The 20,796-nt window shown below is 54.3% G+C and carries 20 protein-coding genes and 2 pseudogenes; 21 read left to right on the top strand and 1 reads right to left on the bottom strand.

What is annotated here, in order from left to right; translation table 11 throughout:
- The 3 genes and pseudogenes from Q427_RS10640 to Q427_RS10650 form a co-directional block, all read left to right on the top strand.
- A partial coding sequence (locus tag Q427_RS10640; RefSeq protein ID WP_043513690.1) for an amidase occupies positions 1-1,040 on the top strand: 1,040 nt, incomplete at its 5' end.
- A 35-nt stretch (positions 1,041-1,075) separates the two neighbouring features.
- Positions 1,076-1,856 (top strand): annotated as a pseudogene (locus Q427_RS10645) (methyltransferase domain-containing protein).
- A 30-nt stretch (positions 1,857-1,886) separates the two neighbouring features.
- A complete protein-coding gene (locus tag Q427_RS10650) occupies positions 1,887-2,897 on the top strand; it encodes a methyltransferase (protein WP_043513691.1) in 1,011 nt (336 codons plus the stop codon).
- Here the strand turns inward: Q427_RS10650 and greB are convergent.
- A complete protein-coding gene (gene greB, locus Q427_RS10655; RefSeq protein WP_081785792.1) occupies positions 2,867-3,415 on the bottom strand; it encodes a transcription elongation factor GreB in 549 nt (182 codons plus the stop codon). The genes Q427_RS10650 and greB overlap by 31 nt on opposite strands.
- A gap of 160 nt (positions 3,416-3,575) precedes the next feature.
- On the opposite strand from greB, the gene Q427_RS10660 reads away from it, so the two are divergent.
- The 18 genes and pseudogenes from Q427_RS10660 (at position 3,576) to Q427_RS10710 (ending at position 20,727) form a co-directional block, all read left to right on the top strand.
- Positions 3,576-4,211, top strand: coding sequence for a hypothetical protein (locus tag Q427_RS10660; protein WP_043513693.1), 636 nt, complete (start codon positions 3,576-3,578; stop codon positions 4,209-4,211).
- 116 nt (positions 4,212-4,327) lie between these two features.
- Positions 4,328-4,972: an NUDIX domain-containing protein gene (locus tag Q427_RS10665; protein WP_043513706.1), complete on the top strand. Its 645-nt coding sequence runs from the start codon at positions 4,328-4,330 to the stop codon at positions 4,970-4,972.
- A gap of 1 nt (position 4,973) precedes the next feature.
- A complete protein-coding gene (locus Q427_RS10670; protein ID WP_043513695.1) occupies positions 4,974-5,420 on the top strand; it encodes a DUF1249 domain-containing protein in 447 nt (148 codons plus the stop codon).
- A 33-nt stretch (positions 5,421-5,453) separates the two neighbouring features.
- Positions 5,454-6,176: a phosphodiesterase gene (locus Q427_RS10675; RefSeq protein ID WP_043513697.1), complete on the top strand. Its 723-nt coding sequence runs from the start codon at positions 5,454-5,456 to the stop codon at positions 6,174-6,176.
- Positions 6,177-6,302: 126 nt separating this feature from the next.
- Positions 6,303-7,277 carry a sulfate adenylyltransferase subunit CysD gene (gene cysD, locus Q427_RS10680; protein ID WP_081785941.1) on the top strand — a complete coding sequence of 325 codons (975 nt, stop codon included), beginning with the start codon at positions 6,303-6,305 and terminating at the stop codon, positions 7,275-7,277.
- A pseudogene (gene cysN, locus Q427_RS10685) lies at positions 7,277-8,898 on the top strand (sulfate adenylyltransferase subunit CysN). The gene cysD and the pseudogene cysN overlap by 1 nt, the downstream one beginning before the upstream one ends.
- The gene (cysC, locus tag Q427_RS32200) at positions 8,799-9,209 is read left to right on the top strand and encodes an adenylyl-sulfate kinase (RefSeq protein ID WP_269321226.1); all 411 of its coding nucleotides are present in this window, start codon (positions 8,799-8,801) and stop codon (positions 9,207-9,209) included. Before cysN ends, cysC begins: the two are co-directional and overlap by 100 nt.
- 39 nt (positions 9,210-9,248) lie before the next feature.
- A complete protein-coding gene (locus tag Q427_RS10695; RefSeq protein ID WP_043513699.1) occupies positions 9,249-11,063 on the top strand; it encodes an ABC transporter ATP-binding protein in 1,815 nt (604 codons plus the stop codon).
- Between the two features lie 101 nt (positions 11,064-11,164).
- Positions 11,165-11,941 carry a hypothetical protein gene (locus tag Q427_RS31230; protein WP_155833531.1) on the top strand — a complete coding sequence of 259 codons (777 nt, stop codon included), beginning with the start codon at positions 11,165-11,167 and terminating at the stop codon, positions 11,939-11,941.
- A gap of 361 nt (positions 11,942-12,302) precedes the next feature.
- On the top strand, positions 12,303-12,737 hold the full coding sequence (locus tag Q427_RS35275; protein ID WP_155833532.1) for a polysaccharide pyruvyl transferase family protein: 435 nt from the start codon (positions 12,303-12,305) through the stop codon (positions 12,735-12,737).
- A 28-nt stretch (positions 12,738-12,765) separates the two neighbouring features.
- Positions 12,766-13,371 carry a polysaccharide pyruvyl transferase family protein gene (locus Q427_RS35280; RefSeq protein ID WP_269321227.1) on the top strand — a complete coding sequence of 202 codons (606 nt, stop codon included), beginning with the start codon at positions 12,766-12,768 and terminating at the stop codon, positions 13,369-13,371.
- Between the two features lie 492 nt (positions 13,372-13,863).
- Complete coding sequence (locus Q427_RS30035; protein ID WP_081785943.1) at positions 13,864-14,997, top strand: glycosyltransferase; 1,134 nt, start codon at positions 13,864-13,866, stop codon at positions 14,995-14,997.
- A gap of 156 nt (positions 14,998-15,153) precedes the next feature.
- A complete protein-coding gene (locus Q427_RS36835; protein ID WP_442905477.1) occupies positions 15,154-15,627 on the top strand; it encodes a glycosyltransferase family 2 protein in 474 nt (157 codons plus the stop codon).
- Positions 15,558-16,013: a hypothetical protein gene (locus Q427_RS31240; protein WP_197030597.1), complete on the top strand. Its 456-nt coding sequence runs from the start codon at positions 15,558-15,560 to the stop codon at positions 16,011-16,013. The genes Q427_RS36835 and Q427_RS31240 overlap by 70 nt, the downstream gene beginning before the upstream one ends.
- Positions 16,010-17,134, top strand: a complete 1,125-nt coding sequence (locus tag Q427_RS30045) for a glycosyltransferase family 4 protein (RefSeq protein ID WP_081785945.1) — start codon at positions 16,010-16,012, stop codon at positions 17,132-17,134. The genes Q427_RS31240 and Q427_RS30045 overlap by 4 nt, the downstream gene beginning before the upstream one ends.
- Positions 17,131-18,243: a glycosyltransferase gene (locus tag Q427_RS30050; protein WP_081785946.1), complete on the top strand. Its 1,113-nt coding sequence runs from the start codon at positions 17,131-17,133 to the stop codon at positions 18,241-18,243. Before Q427_RS30045 ends, Q427_RS30050 begins: the two co-directional genes overlap by 4 nt.
- The gene (locus Q427_RS28790; RefSeq protein WP_051496291.1) at positions 18,240-19,319 is read left to right on the top strand and encodes a glycosyltransferase; all 1,080 of its coding nucleotides are present in this window, start codon (positions 18,240-18,242) and stop codon (positions 19,317-19,319) included. Before Q427_RS30050 ends, Q427_RS28790 begins: the two co-directional genes overlap by 4 nt.
- Before the next feature lie 4 nt (positions 19,320-19,323).
- Positions 19,324-20,727 (top strand): hypothetical protein, encoded by a 1,404-nt coding sequence (locus Q427_RS10710; protein ID WP_155833534.1) that lies wholly within the window; start codon positions 19,324-19,326, stop codon positions 20,725-20,727.
- Positions 20,728-20,796: the final 69 nt, after the last annotated feature.

A 20,796-nucleotide genomic window follows, 5' to 3' on the forward strand; every position in this document is an offset into this window, starting at 1 on the left:
CCGCGGTGGCCGGGGGGCTGGTGCCGCTGGCCATGGCCGGCGATGGTGGCGGCTCGATCCGCATCCCCGCCAGCTACTGCGGCTTGTTCGGCCTAAAGCCTTCCCGCGGACGGGTACCGCAGGGGCCGATGCATGCTGAAGTGTGGCAGGGGGCGGTGGTGGAGCACGCCTTGACCCGCACGGTACGTGACAGTGCCGCCCTGCTCGATGCCATCAATGGCATGGACGAGGGCGCCCCCTATCCGGTGCGGCGCGAGCAGGGTTACCTCGCCGCGCTGGAGCGCCCGCCCGAACCGCTTCGCGTGGCGGTGTCGATGGGCGATCCGCTGGGCGATCCGCTCGGTACCGTGCTCGATCCCCAGGTGCGCCAGGCCGTGGAGCAAGCGGCCAGGACGCTTGACAGCCTGGGACACCACGTCGAGTCGGTCGACCCGCCGGTGGATGGGGAACGGCTGGCCAACGCCTATCTGACCCTGTACCTGGGCCATCTCACCGCCGACCTGGCCTGGATCGCCCGTGAAACGGGCGTGGCCCTGTCGCGCCTGGATATCGAGCCTTCCACGCGGGCCATTGCCCGGCTGGGGCATCACCTGCCGGTACGCGACTACGAATTGGCCAAGCGTGACTGGAACGCGGCAGCTCGGGCCATGGGGGCCTTTCATCGACGCTACGACATGCTGTTGATGCCGGTAGCCGGCGCCCCGTCGCCACGCCTGGGCGAGCTCTACCCGCCGGCGTCCCAGGAGCGCCTGATGTCGCTGCTGGCGATACCCGGCCTCCCGGCGCTGGCGCTCAAGGCGGGAATGCTCAAGCACCTGGCCAGGGATGCCCTGGCCCGGACCCCCTTCACCCAGTTGGCCAACCTCACCGGCCAGCCGGCCATGTCGCTGCCGCTGCATGTCACGCCCGATGGCCTGCCGGTGGGCGTGCAGGTGATCGGCGCCATGGGCGACGAGCGACGATTGCTGGCCCTGGCGGCCCAGGTGGAGGCGGCAACCCCCTGGGCGCAGCACCTGCCCAGGCCGATAGAAGGCAGGTAGAATGCCCGCCACATTCCGCCGTTGCCGAGCCCTGCATGTCTGATTCCGTTTCCCCTTTCTCGTCGGCCGGCGATCGTCACTTCGATGGCCTGGCCGAGAAGTTTGCCGGCAGTCTCTACGGTGGTCCCCGCGGGGCACTGCGGCTGGCCCTGCTCGATCGCCTGCTGCCGGAAATGCTCCACCTCGACGACCAGCCGGTGCTCGATGTGGGTGGCGGCCTGGGGCAGTTGTCAGGCTGGTTCGCCCGTCGGGGGCATGCGGTGACCCTGGTCGAGCCGGCCATCGACATGCTCGATCATGCCCGCCGGGAATTGGCCGGGGAGCCCATCACCTTCGTCGAGGCATCGCTGCAGACGCTGTCGCAGCGAGTGGAAGGCCCCTGGTCGCTGATCGCCTGCCATGCGGTGCTGGAGTGGCTGCACGACCCTCGGGCGGCGCTGGCCACCCTGGCGGGCCAGCTGGGCTCCGGGTGGGCAGCTGTCGCTGATGGTGTTCAACCGGGATGCGCTGCGCCTGTCCAACGTGGTCAAGGGCAACCTGGAGAAGGCGCTGGATGACCGCCTGGAGGGCACCGGCAAGCGCCAGCGCCTGACGCCGATCTCCCCGCTGACCCATGGCCAGGTGGAGGCCTGGAGCGCCGAGAACGGCCTGGCCATCAAGGCGGTGGCAGGTATTCGTGTCTTCCACGACTACCTGCGCCACCCGCCGAGCACGGAAGCCGACTGGGCCCGACTGGTGGCGCTCGAGCAGCGCTACTGCCGCACGGAACCCCACTGGCGGCTGGGGCGCTACCTGCTCTATACCCTGGTTCGCTGAGATACCGCCACCTGATCAAGGAGAGTTTCGATGCCTGCCGAGACCCCGGTCTGCCAGTTGCTCGAACGCCAGGACGCCGACTACCGAGGCTGGCTCTGGGTATCACCGCCGCGCGATGCCTGGCTCGAGGGTGGGCAGGGCTCTGTCCTCAGCGCCGATCATGGGGTGCTGCAATCCTGGCGAGAACGCAGCCGACCCGCCTTCTCGCCGTTCGATGCACAGACAGTCGGCGAGCCCCCCGGGGCAGTACTGTTCTGGCCCAAGGCCCACGCCCTGGGGGAGTGGTGGCTGCTGTGGCTCTGCGCCAATCTGCCGGAGGGAACCCGGCTGCAGCTGGTGGGGGAGAACCAGGGGGGTATCAAGCGGGTGCTCAAGGTGCTGGCAGCACTGGGGCTGGGCTGTCGCAAGCGCGATAGCGCCCGGCGTTGCACGCTGTTCGAAACCCGGCTGGGCCGGGTGGATATCGACCCCGAGGCAGCCTGGACCCGCTTCGAGGCCGAGGGGCTGACCCTGATCAGCCACCCGGGGGTGTTCGGCCATGGCAAGCTGGACGATGGCACCAGGCTGCTGCTCGGCGCGCTCGAGCGACATCTGCCGGGGCCCGAACGGGCAGGGGATGTGCTCGACATGGGGTGTGGCGATGGGGTGCTGGCGGCCTGGCTGGCGCGGCGCGGCCACAGGATCACGGCGGTGGACATCAATGGCTTTGCCGTCGAGGCGACCCGGCGCACGCTGGCCGCCAATGGGCTGGAAGGAGAAGTACTGGCCGGCGATGTCTACTCGTCGCTGGAAGCGCGTCGCTTCGCCGCCATCATCAGCAATCCGCCCTTTCACCAGGAGCGCAGCATCGACTACGGCCCGGCCGGACGCCTGATCCGCGAGGCGCCGGCTCACCTGCTGCCTGGCGGCGGATTACTGCTCGTCGCCAATGCTTTCCTGCCGTACCCGGACCTGCTGGAGCGTGCCTTCGGCGGCTTCGAGGTACTTGCCGACGACCGGCGCTTTCGGGTCTATCGAGCCCCTGTGGCCGGATCGCGGTAGGCGATATCGGTGATGATGTAGGTGGTGTCGCCCGCCGGAGCCTTGACCGTGATCTCGTCATCCAGGGCCTTGCCGAGCAGGGCCTTGGCCAGGGGTGCATCGACGCTGATCCAGCGCTTGGCGGTGTCGGTCTCGTCGTGGCCGACGATGCGGATGTGCATCTCTTCACCTTCCTCGTCCTCCAGGGTGACGAAGGCGCCGAAATAGACCTTGTCGGTCGCCGCCGGCAGCCGGTCCACCACCTGCAGTTCGTCGAGCCGCTTGGTCAGGTAGCGGATGCGGGCGATGACCCGGTTGAGCTCCTTCTTGTTGTAGGTGTAGTCGGCGTTCTCGCTGCGGTCCCCCAGTGCCGCGGCTTCGCCCACCTTGGCCGACAGGGCCGGACGCTTCACCCGGGAGAGGTGATCGAGGATGCCCCGCAGGCGCTCCGCCCCCTCAAGGGTGATCAGATTGCTCTTGGGTTCCTGGCGCGGGTCCTTGGCCGGGTCGCGCCAGCGGGTCATGTTGCGGCCCTTCATGCCATGCCACTCCTGTTACGGCTGAGAGTCGCAACATACGCCATTCTCCCGTTGCGGGCCAAGCGTCAGGACAGGAAACTGGAAGATCATTCAAACGTTCGTTACATTGCATGAGCGACCCCCGTCGTACCGTTCGAGAATAACCCCAAGGAGACCGGACATGATTCGACACCATCTACTTGCCGTTGCACTGGGCATCGGCATCGCGCTGGCCCCGCTAGGCAGCGCCGTCGCCTGGGAAGGCGAGGTTGAAGCGCTCAAGCAGCGCTGGGAGCAGATCAATACACAGCGCGCCGAGGGCGATCGTCGACGTGCCCTGAAGTCGCTCGCCGATGAGGCCGAGAGCCTGGCGGAAGCGCATCCCGGGGAGGCCCAGCCGCTGATCTGGTATGGCATCATCGAGGCTTCCCATGCCCGTGAGCGCAGTGGCCTTGGCGCCCTTGGCAGTGCCCGCAGTGCCCGCGACGCCCTGGAAAAGGCCGTCGAACTCGATCCGCAAGGGGGTAACGGCTCGGCGTACGTGACCCTGGGGGCGCTCTATGACCGGGCGCCGGGTCGCCCGGTCGGCTTTGGCAACAGCAATACCGCCGAGCAGATGTTCCAGCGCGCGCTGGAGATTCGCCCGGATGGCATCGACGTGAACTACTACTATGCCGCTTTCCTGGAGGATGAAGGTCGCCGCGAGGAGGCGCGTGAGCATGCCCAGCGTGCCGTGGACGGCACGGCGCGCCCTAACCGCGAGCGCTCCGACGAGGCGCTGCGGGAAGAGGCACGGGCCCTGCTGGCGACGCTCTGACCCTTTCTCCCTGAAGGCTTCGTTTCGCTGCCGTGCCGGTCGTCCTGGCCGCACGGCAGTTGGCATTTTGGGCCCCGGTCATGATAATGGTCGCCATTCGCCGATTGGAGAATGGCATGTCCAGTACCCACGACCAGCCCCGCGGTATCACGCTTCTTCCCGCCTTTTCGGCGGCCGATGTGGAGCTGCGTGAGCGACGCTGCCTCTATCAGGGCTTCTTTCGCCTGGAGAAGGTGAGCCTTCGTCATCGGCTCTTCGAGGGAGGCTGGAGCGGCGAGGTGGTGCGTGAGGTGCATTGTCGTCATGATGCCGTGGGGGTGCTGCTCTATGACGTGGAGCGGGATTGCGTCGTGCTGGTGGAGCAGATTCGCGCGGGTGCACTGGCCGACCCCGTGTCGCCCTGGAAGCTCGAGGTGGTGGCCGGCCTGGTCGAAGCGGGAGAGAGCCGGGCCGAGGTGGCCCGCCGCGAGGCCGTGGAGGAGGCGGGTTGTTCCATCAATGAATTGATCGAACTGCATACCTACTACCCGAGCCCGGGTGCCTGCGATGAGCGGGTCACCCTCTATTGCGCCCTGGTCGATTCCAGGGAGTTGGGAGGGGTGCACGGGCTCGACGAGGAGCACGAGGACATCCGCGTTCACGTGTTACCGTTTATTCAGGCTTGGGAACTCCTGCAGGCTGGTCGACTCGACAATGCCATGTGTCTTATCTCACTTTACTGGCTGGCTGCTGAGCGAGCGTCACTGAGAGCAAGGAGGTAGCGTGGCTAGAACCGCCTATGTGACTGATCTGAAGAGTCTGCAGGGTGAATGCAGTGCCAACTACCTGCGCCTGATCCGGCTGCTGGGCGACCTGGGGGTGGGCGAGACTCGTCAGCTGGAGTTGACGGGGCGCAACGGCCGCTTCGGCGTCCTGCATCTTGAGGTACTCGAGCAGGCGCCCTATACCACCATGGTGCGGGTCACCCAGAGCGGTCTCATGGAGGGGATCATCGAGCCGCCGCGCATGCGGGTGCATCTCTATCATGACGTGCGCATGGCCGAGGTCACCGATTTTCAGCGCGAGCGCCACTTCGACGGCCGCTACCGCTACCCCAACCTGCGCATGTTCCAGCCCGACGAAAAATTGCAGCTCAATCGCTTCCTCGGCGAATGGCTGGCCCATGGCCTGGCCCATGGCCACCCCGCCGACCTGCCCGAACTGCCTTGAAGAGGGCGTTACCTTGATGAGCGAGCTGCCCTGATGCGCCTTGTCCAGATTACCGATTGCCACCTCCATGCCGACCCCCGGGCGCGCTCCCGGGCCGGCTTTCCCCTGCGCCAGCTCGAGGCGGTCGTGGCGGCGGCTATCGGCGAACGTCCGGACCTGGTCCTGGTCAGCGGCGATATCAGCCAGGATGAGTCCGCCGCCTCCTATGAGCTGGCCCATGGGGTGTTGTCCCGCCTGAACTGCCCCTGGTACTGGTTGGCCGGCAACCACGACCAGCCGCAATTGATGGAAGCGATCAAGGCGATCCACGGTGAGGTCGATCTCGGTGGCTGGCGCCTGCTGGTGCTGGATACCTGCGTGCCTGGTCACGCCCATGGCGAAGTGGGGGAGTCGCGTCTTGCCGATCTGGTGGAGCGCCTCGAGGCGGATGACCGGCCCACGCTGCTGGTGATGCATCACCCGCCGCTTGTCCTGGGCTCGGAATGGCTCGATGCCATCGGCCTCAAGGACCGCGACGCGTTGTGGCAGGTGCTGGCTGACTTTCCCCAGGTGAGGATGATTCTCTGCGGCCACATTCACCAGGCCCTGGCCGGTCATCGGCAGGGGGTTGTCGTCTACGGCACCCCATCCACCACCGACCAGTTCCTGTCCGGCTCGGCCGATTTCGCCATCGACGAGGCCTCGCGCCCCGGCTATCGCATCGTGGATCTGACCGACGGCGAGTGGTTGACCTGGGTGGAGCGTGTCGATCTCTGATAGTGCAGCGTTATGCGCATTTCGACTAAAAAGATAGGCAATCATTCTTTTACGTTATTATGGTTCCGGCGTTAACCTGTACCGCATGATCCTTATTGCCCTTTGTCATGCGAGGTACCCGGGCCGATGACTAGTCTTCATGCACCCGCGCGCGAGCCGGTCGCCCAGGCTGCCGCAACGACGCCGGCGTCTCTTTCGCCCCAGCGCCTGACCCATCTCCAGCAGTTGGAAGCCGAGTCCATCCATATCCTTCGCGAGGTGGCGGCGGAATTCAGCAATCCGGTCATGCTCTACTCCATCGGCAAGGACTCCTCGGTGATGCTTCACCTGGCGCGCAAGGCCTTTTATCCCGGGCCGCCGCCGTTCCCGCTGATGCACATCAATACCACCTGGAAGTTTCGCGAGATGATCGAATTCCGCGATCGCATGGCGGCGGAGGTGGGCATGGAGCTGATCGAGCACATCAACGAAGAGGGGCGTGCGGCCGGCATCAATCCCTTCGACCATGGTTCCAGCGGCTATACCGACGTGATGAAGACCGAGGCTCTCAAGCAGGCGCTGAACAAGTACGGTTTCGATGCCGCCTTTGGCGGTGCTCGGCGCGATGAGGAGGCCAGCCGAGCCAAGGAGCGGGTCTTCTCCTTCCGTGACAAGTTCCACCGCTGGGATCCCAAGAACCAGCGTCCGGAGTTGTGGAACCTCTACAACGCCCGGATCAACAAGGGCGAGTCGATTCGTGCCTTCCCGCTCTCCAACTGGACCGAGCTGGACATCTGGCAGTACATCCATCTGGAGCAGATTCCCATCGTGCCGCTCTACTACGCCGCACCGCGCCCGGTAGTGGAGCGCGACGGCATGCTGGTGATGGTCGACGACGAGCGTCTGCCGCTGGCACCCGGCGAGGTGCCCGAGGAGAAGTGGGTGCGCTTCCGGACCCTGGGCTGCTATCCGCTGACCGGTGCGGTGGAGTCCAGGGCCGATACGTTGCCCGAGATCATCCAGGAGATGCTGCTCACCCGCACCAGCGAGCGCAGCGGTCGCGCCATCGACCACGACCAGGCGGGTTCCATGGAGCGTAAGAAGCGCGAGGGGTACTTCTAATGTCACACCAGTCCAACCTGATCGCCGAGAATATCGATCAGTACCTGCACGAGCACGAGAACAAGGACCTGCTGCGCTTCATCACCTGCGGCAGCGTCGACGACGGCAAGTCGACCCTGATCGGTCGATTGCTGCACGACTCCAAGATGATCTTCGATGACCACCTGGCGGCCATCACCCGGGACTCGAAGAAGAGCGGCACCACCGGCGAAGCCGTGGACCTGGCGCTGCTGGTCGATGGCCTGCAGTCCGAACGCGAGCAGGGCATCACCATCGATGTGGCCTATCGCTTCTTCTCCACCGACAAGCGCAAGTTCATCATCGCYGATACCCCGGGCACGAGCAGTACACCCGTAACATGGCCACCGGCGCCTCCACGGCGAGCCTTGCCATCATCCTGATCGACGCCCGCTACGGCGTGCAGACCCAGACTCGCCGGCACAGCTTTATCGCCGACCTGCTGGGCATTCAGCACCTGGTGATCGCGGTCAACAAGATGGACCTGGTGGAGTTTTCCGAGGCGCGCTTCGACGAGATCGTCACGGAGTACCAGGAGGTCGCCAGCAAGCTACACGCCCCGGACATCCGTTATATCCCGCTCTCGGCCCTCAACGGCGACAACGTCGTTGATCGCAGCGACGCGACCCCCTGGTACCGCGATAGCAGCGGCGCCCCCGGGGCTACACTCCTCGAGCTGCTGGAAACGGTCGAGGTAACCCACGACCAGAACCTCAGTGATCTGCGCTTCCCCGTGCAGTACGTCAACCGGCCCAACCTCGACTTTCGCGGCTACTGTGGCACTCTGGCGGCCGGTATTCTCCGTTCCGGGCAACGGGTAAAGGCGCTGCCCTCCGGCAAGGTCAGCGCGGTCGAGCGCATCGTGACCTATGACGGCGACCTGGACGCCGCTTACCCCGGCCAGGCAATCACCGTCACGCTCGCGGACGAGATCGATATCTCCCGTGGCGACTGGATCGTGGCCGACGACGCCGAGGTCCCGCTGGTCTATGGCTTCGACGCCGATATCGTCTGGATGCACGAGACCCCGCTGGAGCCTGGCAAACTCTACGACCTCAAGCTCGCCACCCGGGATATGGCCGGCAAGGTCACCGCCATCGACTACCAGATCGACGTCAATACTCTTGAGCACCGCCACGCCGAGCAGTTGGACCTCAACAGCATTGCCCGCTGCAGCATCGAGCTGACAGCCCCGGTCCCGGTGGACGACTACCGCAAGAGTCCCGGCACCGGCAGCTTTATCATTATCGACCGGCTGACCAACGTTACCGTCGGTGCCGGAATGATCCACCAGCCGATAGACAGCGAAACGCCCTACGAATACCGCGCCCACGATAGCAAGGCCAATGTGGTATGGAACCGCACCAGCGTCACCCAGGCCATGCGCGAACAGCTCAACGGGCATGCGGGCAAATGCATCTGGTTCACCGGGCTCTCCGGTTCCGGTAAATCGACCTGGCCAATGCCCTGGAAGTGGAGCTTAACCGCCGGGGCTACCACACCATGCTGCTGGATGGCGACAATATCCGACACGGCCTGTGCAAGGACCTCGGCATGGGCGAGGAAGATCGCGGCGAGAACATTCGGCGGGTGGGGGAGGTAGCACGACTGTTCGCCGAGGCTGGCATCGTTGTGATTACTGCCTTTATCTCACCGTTCCGCGCGGATCGGGAAGCGGCACGTGAATTGTTCGGTAAGGGCGACTTTATCGAAGTGCATGTAGATGCCCCGCTGGATGTGTGTGAGCAGCGCGACCCCAAGGGCCTCTACCAGAAAGCCCGCGAAGGCAAGATCAAGGACTTCACCGGCATCAGCAGCCCCTACGAAGTGCCGCTCACGCCGGAGGTAAACTTGAAGAGTGCCGAATATACGCAGCAGGAGTTGGTGGCCAAGCTGGTCAAGTCTTGCTTATAAGTGGCGTGATGTTGATACCTTCCTGACGTTTGGAGCCGAATGTTTACCCTACTCAAAGAGCTCTACTCCCTGATGACACCGACCCAACGCAAGCGCTTTCTGCGCCTGCAGGTGCTGGTAGTCATCATGGCCTTTGCCGAAATCGCCAGCGTAGCGGCTATCGCCCCCTTTATGACCATCGTGGGGGATATGAGCCGGCTGGAAGGCGACGGCACGCTGGCCCAGCTCTACGCCTTCTCCGGTGCGGAAACGCCCCGCGCCTTTTTGTTCTGGGTGGGGTTTGGCGTGCTGCTGGTGATGGTGGTTGGCGCTGTATTCTCGATGATCACCACCTGGCGCATGAGCATGTTCGCCCACAACATCGGCGCGCAAATCAGCCAGCGTCTCTATGCCCACTATCTTCACCAACCGTGGCTCTTTCATGCCAGCGGCAGCAGCAGCCAGCTGACCAAGCAGGTGGCTCAGGAGACGCAAAGAGTAACCAGAAGTATTTTTCTACCCGTAATGCAGATGAACGCCAAGCTGGTGATGGCACTGTTCATGATCATTGGCTTGGTGGCCTACGACCCGGCCGTAGCAGCAGCAGGCTTGCTGGTGTTTGTGGTGGCCTATGCAGTGCTCTACAAGGTGGTACGGAAACGCCTGGCCCGAAATGGCAAGAACATTTCCAAGATGAATGCCCAGCGCTACAAACTGATGAACGAAGGCTTTGGCGGCATCAAGGACGTGCTGCTGCTGGGCCGCCAGCAGTTATTCGTGGATCGCTTCCAGGTGACCAGCAACAAGCTGGCGCGCAGCCAAGGTGTCAATCATGCGTTGGGCGAAGTACCGCGCTATGCGATGCAGTTGATTGCCTTTGGCATCGTAATGGTGCTGGTGCTCTATCTGCTGGGTGTGCATGAAGGCAGCCTAGGGCATATTCTCCCAGTGCTCTCTGTCTATGCGCTGGCTGGCTACAAGCTGATGCCAGCGTTTCAACAAGCCTACCAGAGCCTAGCTAAAATCAAGGGAAATATAGCGGCATTCGAGTCCATCCGAAGCGCGCTGCAGGAAAGCTACCGCCAGGCGGTAGCTGACGAGGCGCTGGCAGGTAAGCACCAGCGCATTGATGGCAAGATGGCGGTCAATCAGGCGATTGAGCTGAAAAATGTGACCTTCCAGTACCCAGGCAAAGAAACTGCAGCGCTTAACGAGGTTAATCTCACTATCCCCAGCAAGCAGGTAATCGGCTTGGTGGGGGCTTCGGGCTCAGGTAAGTCGACTGCGATCGATATGATTCTGGGGCTTATCCAGCCACAATCAGGTGAACTACTGGTGGACGGCGAAGCGATCACCGAGGATAACCGCCGCAGGTGGCAGAACAGCGTAGGTTTCGTGCCACAACATATCTTTCTTGCAGATGCTTCGATCCGTGAAAACATCGCATTTGGCATTGCGCCAAGCGAAATCGATGAGGCTCGTGTCAACCAAGCAGTGCAAATGGCGCACCTTGATGAACTAATGCAGCAGTTGCCTGACGGGCTCGATACACGAGTCGGCGAACGTGGTGTGCAGCTCTCCGGAGGGCAGCGCCAGCGGATTGGCATTGCTAGAGCACTATATGATGATGCTGATGTGCTTATTCTTGATGAAGCTACTAGTGCATTGGATGGTATTGCAGAGAAATTAATAATGGAGGCGATTTACGATTTTTCAGGTAAGAAAACGATTGTAATGATTGCTCATCGGATTGCAACTGTAAGAAACTGCAATACTATATTTCATTTTAGGCATGGGCAGGTAATAGCGAAAGGTGAGTATAATTACTTAATTGAAAATAGCAAAGACTTCAAGGCAATGGCTACCCATAATTAGTTTTAAATTGCGCTGTACCGAATAGTGATTGAAGGGTATATAATATGAGCTCCCCATTGAAAATATACATTCATTTGGGTTTGCATAAAACAGGAAGCACCTTGCTTCAACAGAAGGTGTTTCCGTTCTTTGAGGGATTGAGTTATTTAGGCAGGCCTTATGGAAAAGATCACTTCATTGAAAGTATATCTTGGACAAGGTCTAAAAAGATTTTGATATCTTCTGAAACATACCCTGGGAGGTTGTTAGATTCTTATAGTGCTGGCGTTAGTTATTTGGAAGTGCAGTTAGAGGGGATCGAACGATTGTTGACCATCATTCCTAACTCTAGCATAGTAATAGGTGTAAGAGAGCATGAGTCATGGATATTATCCTGCTATAAGCACTATATAAAATATGGCGGGACATTAAGCCTGGAAGAATTCTTTAGCTTAAGTGGTGAGGGGCTTATGAGTCCTGACGAATTTCTTATTTGGCCTAGAGTAAAACTGCTGGACGAAATGACGGATGGCCGAGTTTTTGTTTATTTTTTGGAAGATTTTACCAGCTCCCCAGGTTCCGTGGTCAGAGGGTTGGAGCGCTTTTTTCAGTCTGACTATACGGGCAATTTGCTTTTTGGTAAGGAAAATGAAGGTGTCAATCGTTCTCAGGCTGAGGTGGTAAGGCAAGTAAATAACTGGATTTTTAAAAATGTTAAAAAAAGCAAAATGCAAAAATTATTAACAAAGAAATCATACTCTTTTATTAAGAAATTCATTAGCACACGCGGCGAACCGTTAAGTTATGATAGTGATGCATCAAGTGCCATTTTGAAGCATTATGAAGATGATTTGAGAAAGTTATCAATCAGAGTAACAAGGCAGTCGCCATGTGCATGAATTATTTACTAACAATAAACATGGTGAGTAAGTGGCTGTTGGTTAATGGATTCGACTATTTTTCTGCTATCTCATAAAGTCTGGCCATCTCAATATAGTTCTACGTTTTCTATCATCAGGTGTACAGCGGTGGTATTCACATGACCTGCGGGCTCCTATAGTGTTTCGGCCGTTTACCTAGATATCTTCTTTGTCCCCTTTGGGAGTCCTTTCTTGAAGACAGCAAGGGTATCATCCACCTTAGTCTTTTTCGATTTAATTCAGCGAAAAGCTTCAGATGTTAAAATCGCCTGATGATAGTTATTGTTATTTGAATTAATGTGGTCATTGACTGGTTCCTTTTAAATAGAGTGAGACAATTATGAGCGGTAGGGTTGCGATACATGGTTCTTATTTCGCTAATAATTACGGCGATACCCTTTTGGTGAAACTGATGTGTGACCAAGTAAGCCAATATGTTGGGAAAGAAAATGTGTATTTAGCAGTAGAGGGGGATGAAGACGAACAAAAGTATATTGGTTATCCGGTGTTGGATAAAAATGACAGGGAGGGTATAGAGTTTCTCATATTTGCAGGCGGTGGATATTTTGGTGAGCCCCAAAGTTCATCAGTAAAAAAAGCAAAGTGGGCATTAAGAAATTATAAAAGGCATATATCATGGGTCAACGAATTTAAAAGAGCAAAAATAGGAGTGTATGGAGTTGGGTTTGGGCCGTTATCATCTAATCTTTTTAGATATTTTTTGCAGAAAAGGGTATTTGGTCGGGCAGAAACTGTTTTTTTTTCGCGATATTGAATCGTATCAATTTTTTAAGAACTACCAGATGAAAAGCAAGCACCCTATACAAATATGTTCAGATCTTGCTTTTTTACTAAAATACGATAGCCATAAAAAATCGAGCTACAAAAATAGCCAAGTCGATGTGGTCATTCATTTGAATAATTCAAGTGATAGAGAGTTTTTCTCAGTGGTTAATGCGATTAAAGACTTCAGGTCGGAAAGCCACATAACAATTGAGTCTTTTAGTTTTATATCTGATAGTAATAAGAGTGTGGTAAAGGGTGAGGGGGGGTGCAGGTTGTCAGCTATAAAGGACTTGGGCATTAAATATTCCGTCATTGAGTATTCTGGTGTTGATGGGCTGCTGAATATTATAAGTGGTAGTAATATTATTTTTACAGATAAGCTACACGTCGGCATTAGTGGAATAGCTCTGGGCAAGAAGGTGGTTTCTTTAGCGAAACATCAAAAAATACCACGCCTATACAAGCAATTAAAAATTGAAAACACATGTGTTTACAAAGAGGAGGTCAATTCGAAAAATGTGCAGTCAGCACTTAGAAGCAGCTGGTCAAAAACGCCCAGTGATGAATTAATCTATTCTTCGCTGCATGAGTTTTCTTTATCATTAGAAAATTTTCTGACTTAATATTGTTAATTCAAGAAATAACCGCACCACCTGAATTATCCATCACCGTAATTGTCGCCTAAACGGATTGAGAGCTTTGGTTATAATGTCGAATTGCGCTTGTGACTACAGGCAGACATTCTCTGTGACATTTCACCGATGATGCTGTAAACCGATGCATGCAAAGTGCTGGAGGCGCTGCCCAATTCTTCGGACTCACACTTGTCAACGCCAATACAGGTTGGTTGTCCCTAGATCCTCCGCAGATAACCTGAAGGCTTTAAAGGACGGAGTCCACTTGTGAAACAAGAGCTTAGCCCCACTTCATTTGCTATAATTGAGAGCGCCCTATCAAAAGGGCTGGGCGATGCGACACCTGATGAGGTGTGCTTCCATCAACCCTGGGCTAGGCAGCCAGCCTGACGGCTATAATCAACCGATAAGAGCTTAGGTGGCCTGCCAGGCGGACCGAAGGATAATGACCACTTTGCATTAAATTTTGGGCTTCATATTATGAACGTAGCGATATGTGCTAATAAATTTCCTGTTGCGTCACAGACTTTTGTAAAAAGGCATGTTAAATACTCTTTTGATGGAAAAGCTAAGTTAATTGTATATAAAAAGAGTGGTCTTATCGAAGTTGATTATGTTTCACTAGAGACCAAAGGTGTGTTAGGAAGGGGCCAGAGAAAAATTGAGTCAGTGTTTAATTTTTTATTAGATTCACCGAGAGGAACATTAAGGTTTCTAAGAAGAAGAAAGGCAAAAAAATTTCTAATTGACAATAATGTTGAATGTGTAATTTTTGAATTTGGGACATGCGCAATACCATTGTACTCCTTGCTCTGTGAGCTTGAAATACCATACTTTGTTTATTTTAGGGGGTATGATGCGTCGAAATCTTTGAGAGATGAAAAAATTATATCCGACTATAAAAAGGTGATAGGTAACGCAAAAGCTGTGTTTTCTGTGGCTCAATATTTGTTAGATGAATTGTCCCAAAGCGGTATTTTCAATAAATATTCTTATGTTTTGCCAAGCGGTGTGGATACAAATTTATTTGTACCAACTGAGAAAAAAAAAGGTAAAATTGTTTTTGCTGGAAGGCTGGTAGAGAAAAAACAACCATATCTAGTTTTGAGAGCCGTGCATGAAGTAATTAAGCTATATCCTCATGTGAGTTTTTTTATTATTGGGGATGGACCCTTGCGCGGTAAGTTAATCTCGTACATTAGTAGTAATAATTTAACCGAAAAAGTTTGTATGCTTGGAGAGCTTGATCATGTGCAGGTAAGGCAGCATTTATCAGATGCCGATATTCTTGTTCAGCATTCCGTCACAGCAGAAAGTGGTGATTCTGAAGGTGCACCTTCAATAATACAGGAAGGTATGTCTTGTGGTTGTGGTGTAGTTGCAACCCTGCATGCGGGAATTCCTGAGCTAATCTCTAGTGGAGTTGATGGTTTATTAGTGCCAGAGCATGATGAGAGCTTGCTTTATGAAAGTATCATCGAGTTTATTCGAAAGCCTGAATACAGATTGAAAATTGCCAACTCTGGAAGGCTGAAAGCAATATCCGAATTCGACTGCTGGGAATTACAAAAGCAATTCGAGGACATTGTAAGATTTCATCTTGATAGAGGTTGATTGAATTTTGAATGTGAAAAATAGCAGCTTTATAATTTCAGTTGTGTTGTGCTTGGGGATTCAGAATGCGCTCGCTACCGGTTAGCTTTACAGCCGGGTTGCTGATTTTTCCGTGCCTCCTAAGCGCTAGATTATATGGTGCGGGAAGAATATGTTATGAGGTGGAGTTTGAGGAATAATCGTCCATTTATATCGGTTATAATTCCCACGTATAATGACTGGACTTGTTTGCAGGATTGCATAAGTGCCCTTGATGAGCAATCTCTAGCAAAAAATGATTTTGAGATCATTGTTGTGAATAATGACCCAGCGGGAAGGATTCCCGAATGCTTTAAGTTTCCTATAAACTTCAGGTTGATAAGTGAGTTGCAGCCTGGCTCTTATTCCGCAAGGAATAGTGGTATTTTAGCTGCTGTGGGCGATATTATTGTATTTACTGATTCTGACTGTGTCCCTGATAAAGATTGGCTCTATCAAATAATGAGCGCGTTTCAGTCTGATATGGCTGTTACAAGAGTTGCTGGTTCTATAAGTTTAACTTTTAAATCTACTCGGCGTACTTGGCTGAGTGCTATGAAAAAGCTTTTGCTTTCCGTCAAGAAGACAACGCCAAGAAAGGAGTTTCGGTAACGGCCAATATGGCTGCTCAGGCTAAAATATTTAACGACGTTGGTTTATTTGATTGTACGCTGTATTCTGGTGGCGATATGGAGTGGTCATATAGAGCTCAAAAGTGTGGATATCCCATAAGTTATCTTCCCACTGCCGTTGTTTATCACCCAGCACGCCATAACATAGTCCAGTTATTGAAAAAGGCAAAGCGTGTGGCTGCCGCAAAGCCTCAAAATGAACGAGGCGTTTTAAGAGGTCTAATACCTCCATTATCCGCTTGGAAATATATTCTAAGCAGGTATGATATGTCTGTCAGAGAAAAGGTGCTGGCAATGATAGTGGCCTATATTGTGCGCGTATATCGCTCTTGCATTGCCTATCGAGTATTAAAAGAAAAAGTATGAGAATTACTATTGTCATTTCTTCACTTAGTCAAGGTGGAGCCGAGCGTGTCGTAAAAAACATTAGTGATGGTTTTTTGCAAAAAGGGTTGTCAGTTGAGGTTGTAACATTAACTCCTTTAAAAAAAGATTTTTATACTTTAAGAGATGGTGTCGCAAGGCATGACTTGGGAGAGGTGAAGCCATCCAGGTCTAAGCTGGACAGTGTGTTGAATAATTTTATTTTGCTTTATCGTCTTAGAAGGAGTTTGAAGAAAAGCCGCCCCGACATTTTGCTATCTTTTATGCCGCGTGCAAATATATACAGTATAATGGCATCGTTTTTTTTGAACACCCCTATTGTTATAAGTGAAAGGAATAATCCTGAAAAGAACGAGCCTGTTTTTTTGTGGAGATGCCTCAGAAGATTTTTTTATCCATATGCTTCGCACATAGTAAGTCTTTGTCAAGGTGTTGATGCTCACTTTAATTACATGCCCAGTAAGAAACGGAGCATTATAAATCCCAGCCTCTCTGAGTCATTTCCATTTTGTGATAACCCAGGCCAGGGAGGAAAAAGTAAGACTGTCGTTGCTATGGGCAGGTTAGTGCCACAAAAAGGATTTGATTTATTGATTGAAGCATTTTATGAAATTTCTTTAAAAAACCCTGGGTGGTGCCTTGAGATTTATGGGGAGGGGTCGGAGAAAGATAAGTTAATTGCAATGATTGCTGAGTTGGAAATGGAGGAGCGTGTATTGCTTAAAGGGTTAACTGACCAACCCTATGAGATGCTGAAGGAGGCTTCTATTTTTGTTTTTTCATCTCGCTGGGAGGGTTTTGGGAACGCTTTGGTCGAGGCGATGGGTTGTGGCGTCCCTGTCATTTCCTATGACTGTGATTATGGACCAAGAGAGATAATTGTGGATGGCTCTACGGGGCTTTTGGCAAAAGCATCAGATGTGGCTGACTTATCTGAAAAAATTCAAGAAATAATTGATAATCCGGATTTGGCTTCAAAGATGGCTAAGCTGGCTGTTGAAGATGTAAAAGATAGATTTTCTCATGACGTTGTTATTGACCAGTGGATTAATTTGTTCGTCAATGTGTCTGGCTCTTCGGTTGTGAGTGAAAGGAACATATGAATACAATAATTTTCTTTCTGCCATCTTTTCGAGGGGGCGGTGCTGAAAGGGTAATGGTTTCTTTGGCAAATAAGTTTTCTCAAGAAGGTTTCAATGTCGTAATTCTGGTATGTCAAGCAGATGGGCCGTATAGGAAACTTGTTCTTAAAGATGTACAGATTGTTGAGTTGGCGACTACCCGTACATCATGGGCTCTACCCAAATTAGTCTTGTATTTGTGGAGGAGCAGCCCGGAGGTGATATTGTCTACTATGCCACATGCAAATGTGGTTATTTCTATGGCACATATGCTTGCATTTTCGAAATCGCACTTATTCTTAAGGGAAGCCAATGTTGAACCGAAGAAGAAAAATAATATTATAACCGATTTCTTCGTGAATCTTCTGGGTCGCTTGTTTTATTCCCGAGCTCAGCGTGTGATCGCTGTAAGTGACTCGGTGGCTAAATGTGTGATAACGCACAGGGGTGTTAATGCCGATAGTGTGGTAAAGGCTTATAACCCAGTTGTTGATGATGCTCTTTTATCTATGTCAAACCAGGCTCCACAGCATCCTTGGCTGGAGAAGGGGCAAGTAAAGAACAACCCCGTAATCTTGGCTGCTGGTAGGCTGACACATGCCAAAGGATTCGATAATTTAATTCACGCATTAAGCTTGCTTGAAAATAAAAATGTTAGACTTCTTATACTTGGCGAAGGTGCAGGTCGGGAAGCGCTGAATGAAATTATAGTGGACTATGGGTTGGGCTCAAGAGTTTCTATGCCAGGGTTTGTTGATAACCCTTTTTCCTATATGAAAAGATCATCAGTGTTTGTCCTTTCGTCTCGCTGGGAGGGTTTACCCAATACTCTTATCCAAGCTATGGCATGTGGAGCTCCTGTTATCAGTACCGACTGTCCTGGTGGGTCCAGTGAGATACTGGAAGGGGGAGTGTGGGGAAAGCTAGTTCCGGTAGATAATCCTGGCGCCTTAGCAGAGGCAATACAACAAACCCTAGAAGATGATAATCATCCAGACGTAGTTCGACGTGCGCAGGATTTTACCGTCGAGGCATCATTACAGCGGTACATGCAAATTATGGGGCTTTCAAGGGCCTCGCAGCCCGCATGAAGATTGTATTTTTTGTCGGCGATATGTTTCAAGGTGGGGCCGAACGTCAGCTTGTTTATTTGTGCAATGGGCTCACGGCTAAAGGGCATGACATTACACTGCTGACCTTGAGGGATGGCGAGGCGTATTCAGATTTACTATCGCCAAAGGTGAATCGCCATGTGCTTGAGAAAGGTGGGGCGTTTAATGCGCTCTTTCAATTGACACACTACCTTCGCGCCAATCGCCCCGATGTAGTAGTCAACTTTCTCTTTCATGCGGCATTGCTTGGTAGGGTTGCTGCGTGCCTATGCCGGGTTCCTAGTGTTACCTCTCACCGTAATGTTAGCTATGGCAAGAATGTCCGAAATATTCTGATACGCTTGACGGAACGGCTTGATGACGCGACGCATGCTAACGTTGCTTCAGCCGATAGTGCGTTGAGCCCTTTGCTGGGTAAACGTCCGCTGCATGTCATTCCCAATGTCTTTCTGCCGATTGGCAGTGTTCAACTATCTGGTTCCAATACTTTTTCCTCGGTGAATGAGCCTGCTACCTTTCGTTGGTGCTTTGTTGGTCGACTGGAGGAGCAGAAGAATCTGCCGGCGCTCCTTGAGGCATTCAGCTACTTGGTTCAGTCTGGCGATCAAGCGATTCACTTGGATATCGCTGGCAGTGGCAGGTTGCAAGAGGAGCTCAATCGGAAAATTGCCGAACTTGGTCTAGGGAGCCATGTCACCTTGCATGGCCAGCTTGACAGTACACATGAGCTTCTGGAAAAGGCTGATGCCTTCGTGCTTCCTTCCCGCTGGGAGGGCATGCCCAACGCCCTGATGGAAGCCATGGCCATGCGCATACCCTGTGTCGCAACGCCGGTAGGGGCAGTGCCGGAAATGTTGGGGGATGGCCGGGGTGTGATCGCGGAAGGTACAGAGTCGGAAGCCCTGGTAGCGGCCATGCAAGCAGTAATGGCTCTTTCCCAGGCCGAGCGGCAAGCCATGGGCGCCGGTGCAGCAGACTATATCGCACAAAAATGCAGCCTGGATTCCGTCATCGAGCGCTGGGAATTGATGCTGAAGCAGGCTGTAGAGAGTTAAGCACATGACAAGGAAAGTCTGGGCAGCCATCGATTGTCTAGCCGTATCACCATGCCGGCTTGGACTTGTTGCTGGCACCTATGCGTTGACTGCGACCTGGTTCATCCAGTTGGTTGTTTTGGGCTATTGGGTGCCCCAGTGGAGTGACGGGAATGGCCTGATTCCCGGCCAGGATGTTGTCGGTTTTCATAATGCCGCCGTTGAGCAAGCTGAGATGATCGCCCTGCATGGCTGGTCCAGTTGGCACCTACGCCCCAACGGCTGGGGTATCTCGGGGCTGATGTCGGCCTGGTACGTTATAACGGTGCCAGAGCCATGGGTGTTGGTGCCGATTCAGGCGCTTCTCTACGGCATCTGCACGGCGTTGCTTGCCAAGCTGATTTTTGCCATTACCGAAAAACGACGATTGGCGCTGCTGGCAATAGCGCCGGCGATTTTGCTACCTTCCGCTGCCATGGTTTATGCCCAGCCCCACCGAGATTTATATGTTCAGTTTGGCCTGATGCTTGCCATTTACGGATGGTGGTTGCTGCTACAAATGCAGCAGGCGCCCTTCAAGCACGCCGCTAGGCTAGCAGTTGCCGGGGCGGGCCTGATTGCCTTTGGCTTCCTGGTTGCCTGGATGGTTCGTGAGTTCTCGGCTGAGGTGTTCCTGGGGTTGGCTGTTCTGTTCGTGCTGCTGTTGGGTGTGATGGCATTTCTGCACCTGCGGCAATCGCCCATGTATGTGCGCAGTGCAGTGGCCAGCCCTGTCGTGGCGGCTCTGCTTGTTGTCGGCATGTTCGCGTTCCAGTCCGGCGATTTTTTCGACCGTGAGCTGGAGCGAGAACCGGACAGCTCAAATATGAAAGCTGTACCGTCTGCCGAGGTGACAGATCTTTGGCACTCGGCTGCCTGGTTGCCTTCAGCGATGGATGACACGCTTAGGCGCCTTGCCGGGGCGCGCGATCATTTTGTGCGTGGCTATAGCCATGGCCGGTCTGCAATCGATACCCACATTCATTTTCGCCATGTTGCCGATATGGTGGTCTACACCCCACGTGCCGTTCAGGTAGGCTTATTTGCTCCGTTCCCGAACCAGTGGTTACCCCATCCCGAGGCTCCCCCCGTGCGTAATGCCTATCGTGTACTGGGCGGGTTGGAGATGGCGGTGCTCTATCTTGTCCTTCCATTCCTGCTGTATGCCGGATGGTGCTGGTGGCGGCGGCCTGCGTTCTGGGTGCTGTTCATGCCGGCGTTGGCCTGGGTGATGGTGTATGCCTATACGGTGCCGGTGGTGGGTTCTCTGGTGCGGTATCGTTTTCCTGGGTATGTGATTTTAGTGGCGTTGGCGGTGGCAGGGCTGGCGCAGGCGGTGGTGGATTGGCGTGGCCGGCGTCGTCAGGCCACGGTTGTGAAGTCTGGGTGAGATTTTTCTAAAGTTTTGTGAGGAATTGCCGTTAAGGTGGTGGGTTTGGGGGTTGTTGACGCCGCCGGG

The sequence above is a fragment of the Halomonas sp. BC04 genome, assembly GCF_000568385.1.

Excerpts from the sequence above, each read along its gene's own strand:
- Q427_RS10650 (WP_043513691.1), top strand. The coding sequence starts at position 1,887 with ATGCCTGCCGAGACCCCGGTCTGCCAGTTGCTCGAACGCCAGGACGCC.
- greB (WP_081785792.1), bottom strand. The coding sequence starts at position 3,415 with ATGAAGGGCCGCAACATGACCCGCTGGCGCGACCCGGCCAAGGACCCG.
- Q427_RS10660 (WP_043513693.1), top strand. The coding sequence starts at position 3,576 with ATGATTCGACACCATCTACTTGCCGTTGCACTGGGCATCGGCATCGCG.
- Q427_RS10665 (WP_043513706.1), top strand. The coding sequence starts at position 4,328 with ATGTCCAGTACCCACGACCAGCCCCGCGGTATCACGCTTCTTCCCGCC.
- Q427_RS10675 (WP_043513697.1), top strand. The coding sequence starts at position 5,454 with ATGCGCCTTGTCCAGATTACCGATTGCCACCTCCATGCCGACCCCCGG.
- cysD (WP_081785941.1), top strand. The coding sequence starts at position 6,303 with ATGACTAGTCTTCATGCACCCGCGCGCGAGCCGGTCGCCCAGGCTGCC.
- cysC (WP_269321226.1), top strand. The coding sequence starts at position 8,799 with ATGCTGCTGGATGGCGACAATATCCGACACGGCCTGTGCAAGGACCTC.
- Q427_RS10695 (WP_043513699.1), top strand. The coding sequence starts at position 9,249 with ATGTTTACCCTACTCAAAGAGCTCTACTCCCTGATGACACCGACCCAA.
- Q427_RS35275 (WP_155833532.1), top strand. The coding sequence starts at position 12,303 with ATGAGCGGTAGGGTTGCGATACATGGTTCTTATTTCGCTAATAATTAC.
- Q427_RS35280 (WP_269321227.1), top strand. The coding sequence starts at position 12,766 with ATGAAAAGCAAGCACCCTATACAAATATGTTCAGATCTTGCTTTTTTA.
- Q427_RS30035 (WP_081785943.1), top strand. The coding sequence starts at position 13,864 with ATGAACGTAGCGATATGTGCTAATAAATTTCCTGTTGCGTCACAGACT.
- Q427_RS36835 (WP_442905477.1), top strand. The coding sequence starts at position 15,154 with ATGAGGTGGAGTTTGAGGAATAATCGTCCATTTATATCGGTTATAATT.
- Q427_RS30045 (WP_081785945.1), top strand. The coding sequence starts at position 16,010 with ATGAGAATTACTATTGTCATTTCTTCACTTAGTCAAGGTGGAGCCGAG.
- Q427_RS30050 (WP_081785946.1), top strand. The coding sequence starts at position 17,131 with ATGAATACAATAATTTTCTTTCTGCCATCTTTTCGAGGGGGCGGTGCT.
- Q427_RS28790 (WP_051496291.1), top strand. The coding sequence starts at position 18,240 with ATGAAGATTGTATTTTTTGTCGGCGATATGTTTCAAGGTGGGGCCGAA.
- Q427_RS10710 (WP_155833534.1), top strand. The coding sequence starts at position 19,324 with ATGACAAGGAAAGTCTGGGCAGCCATCGATTGTCTAGCCGTATCACCA.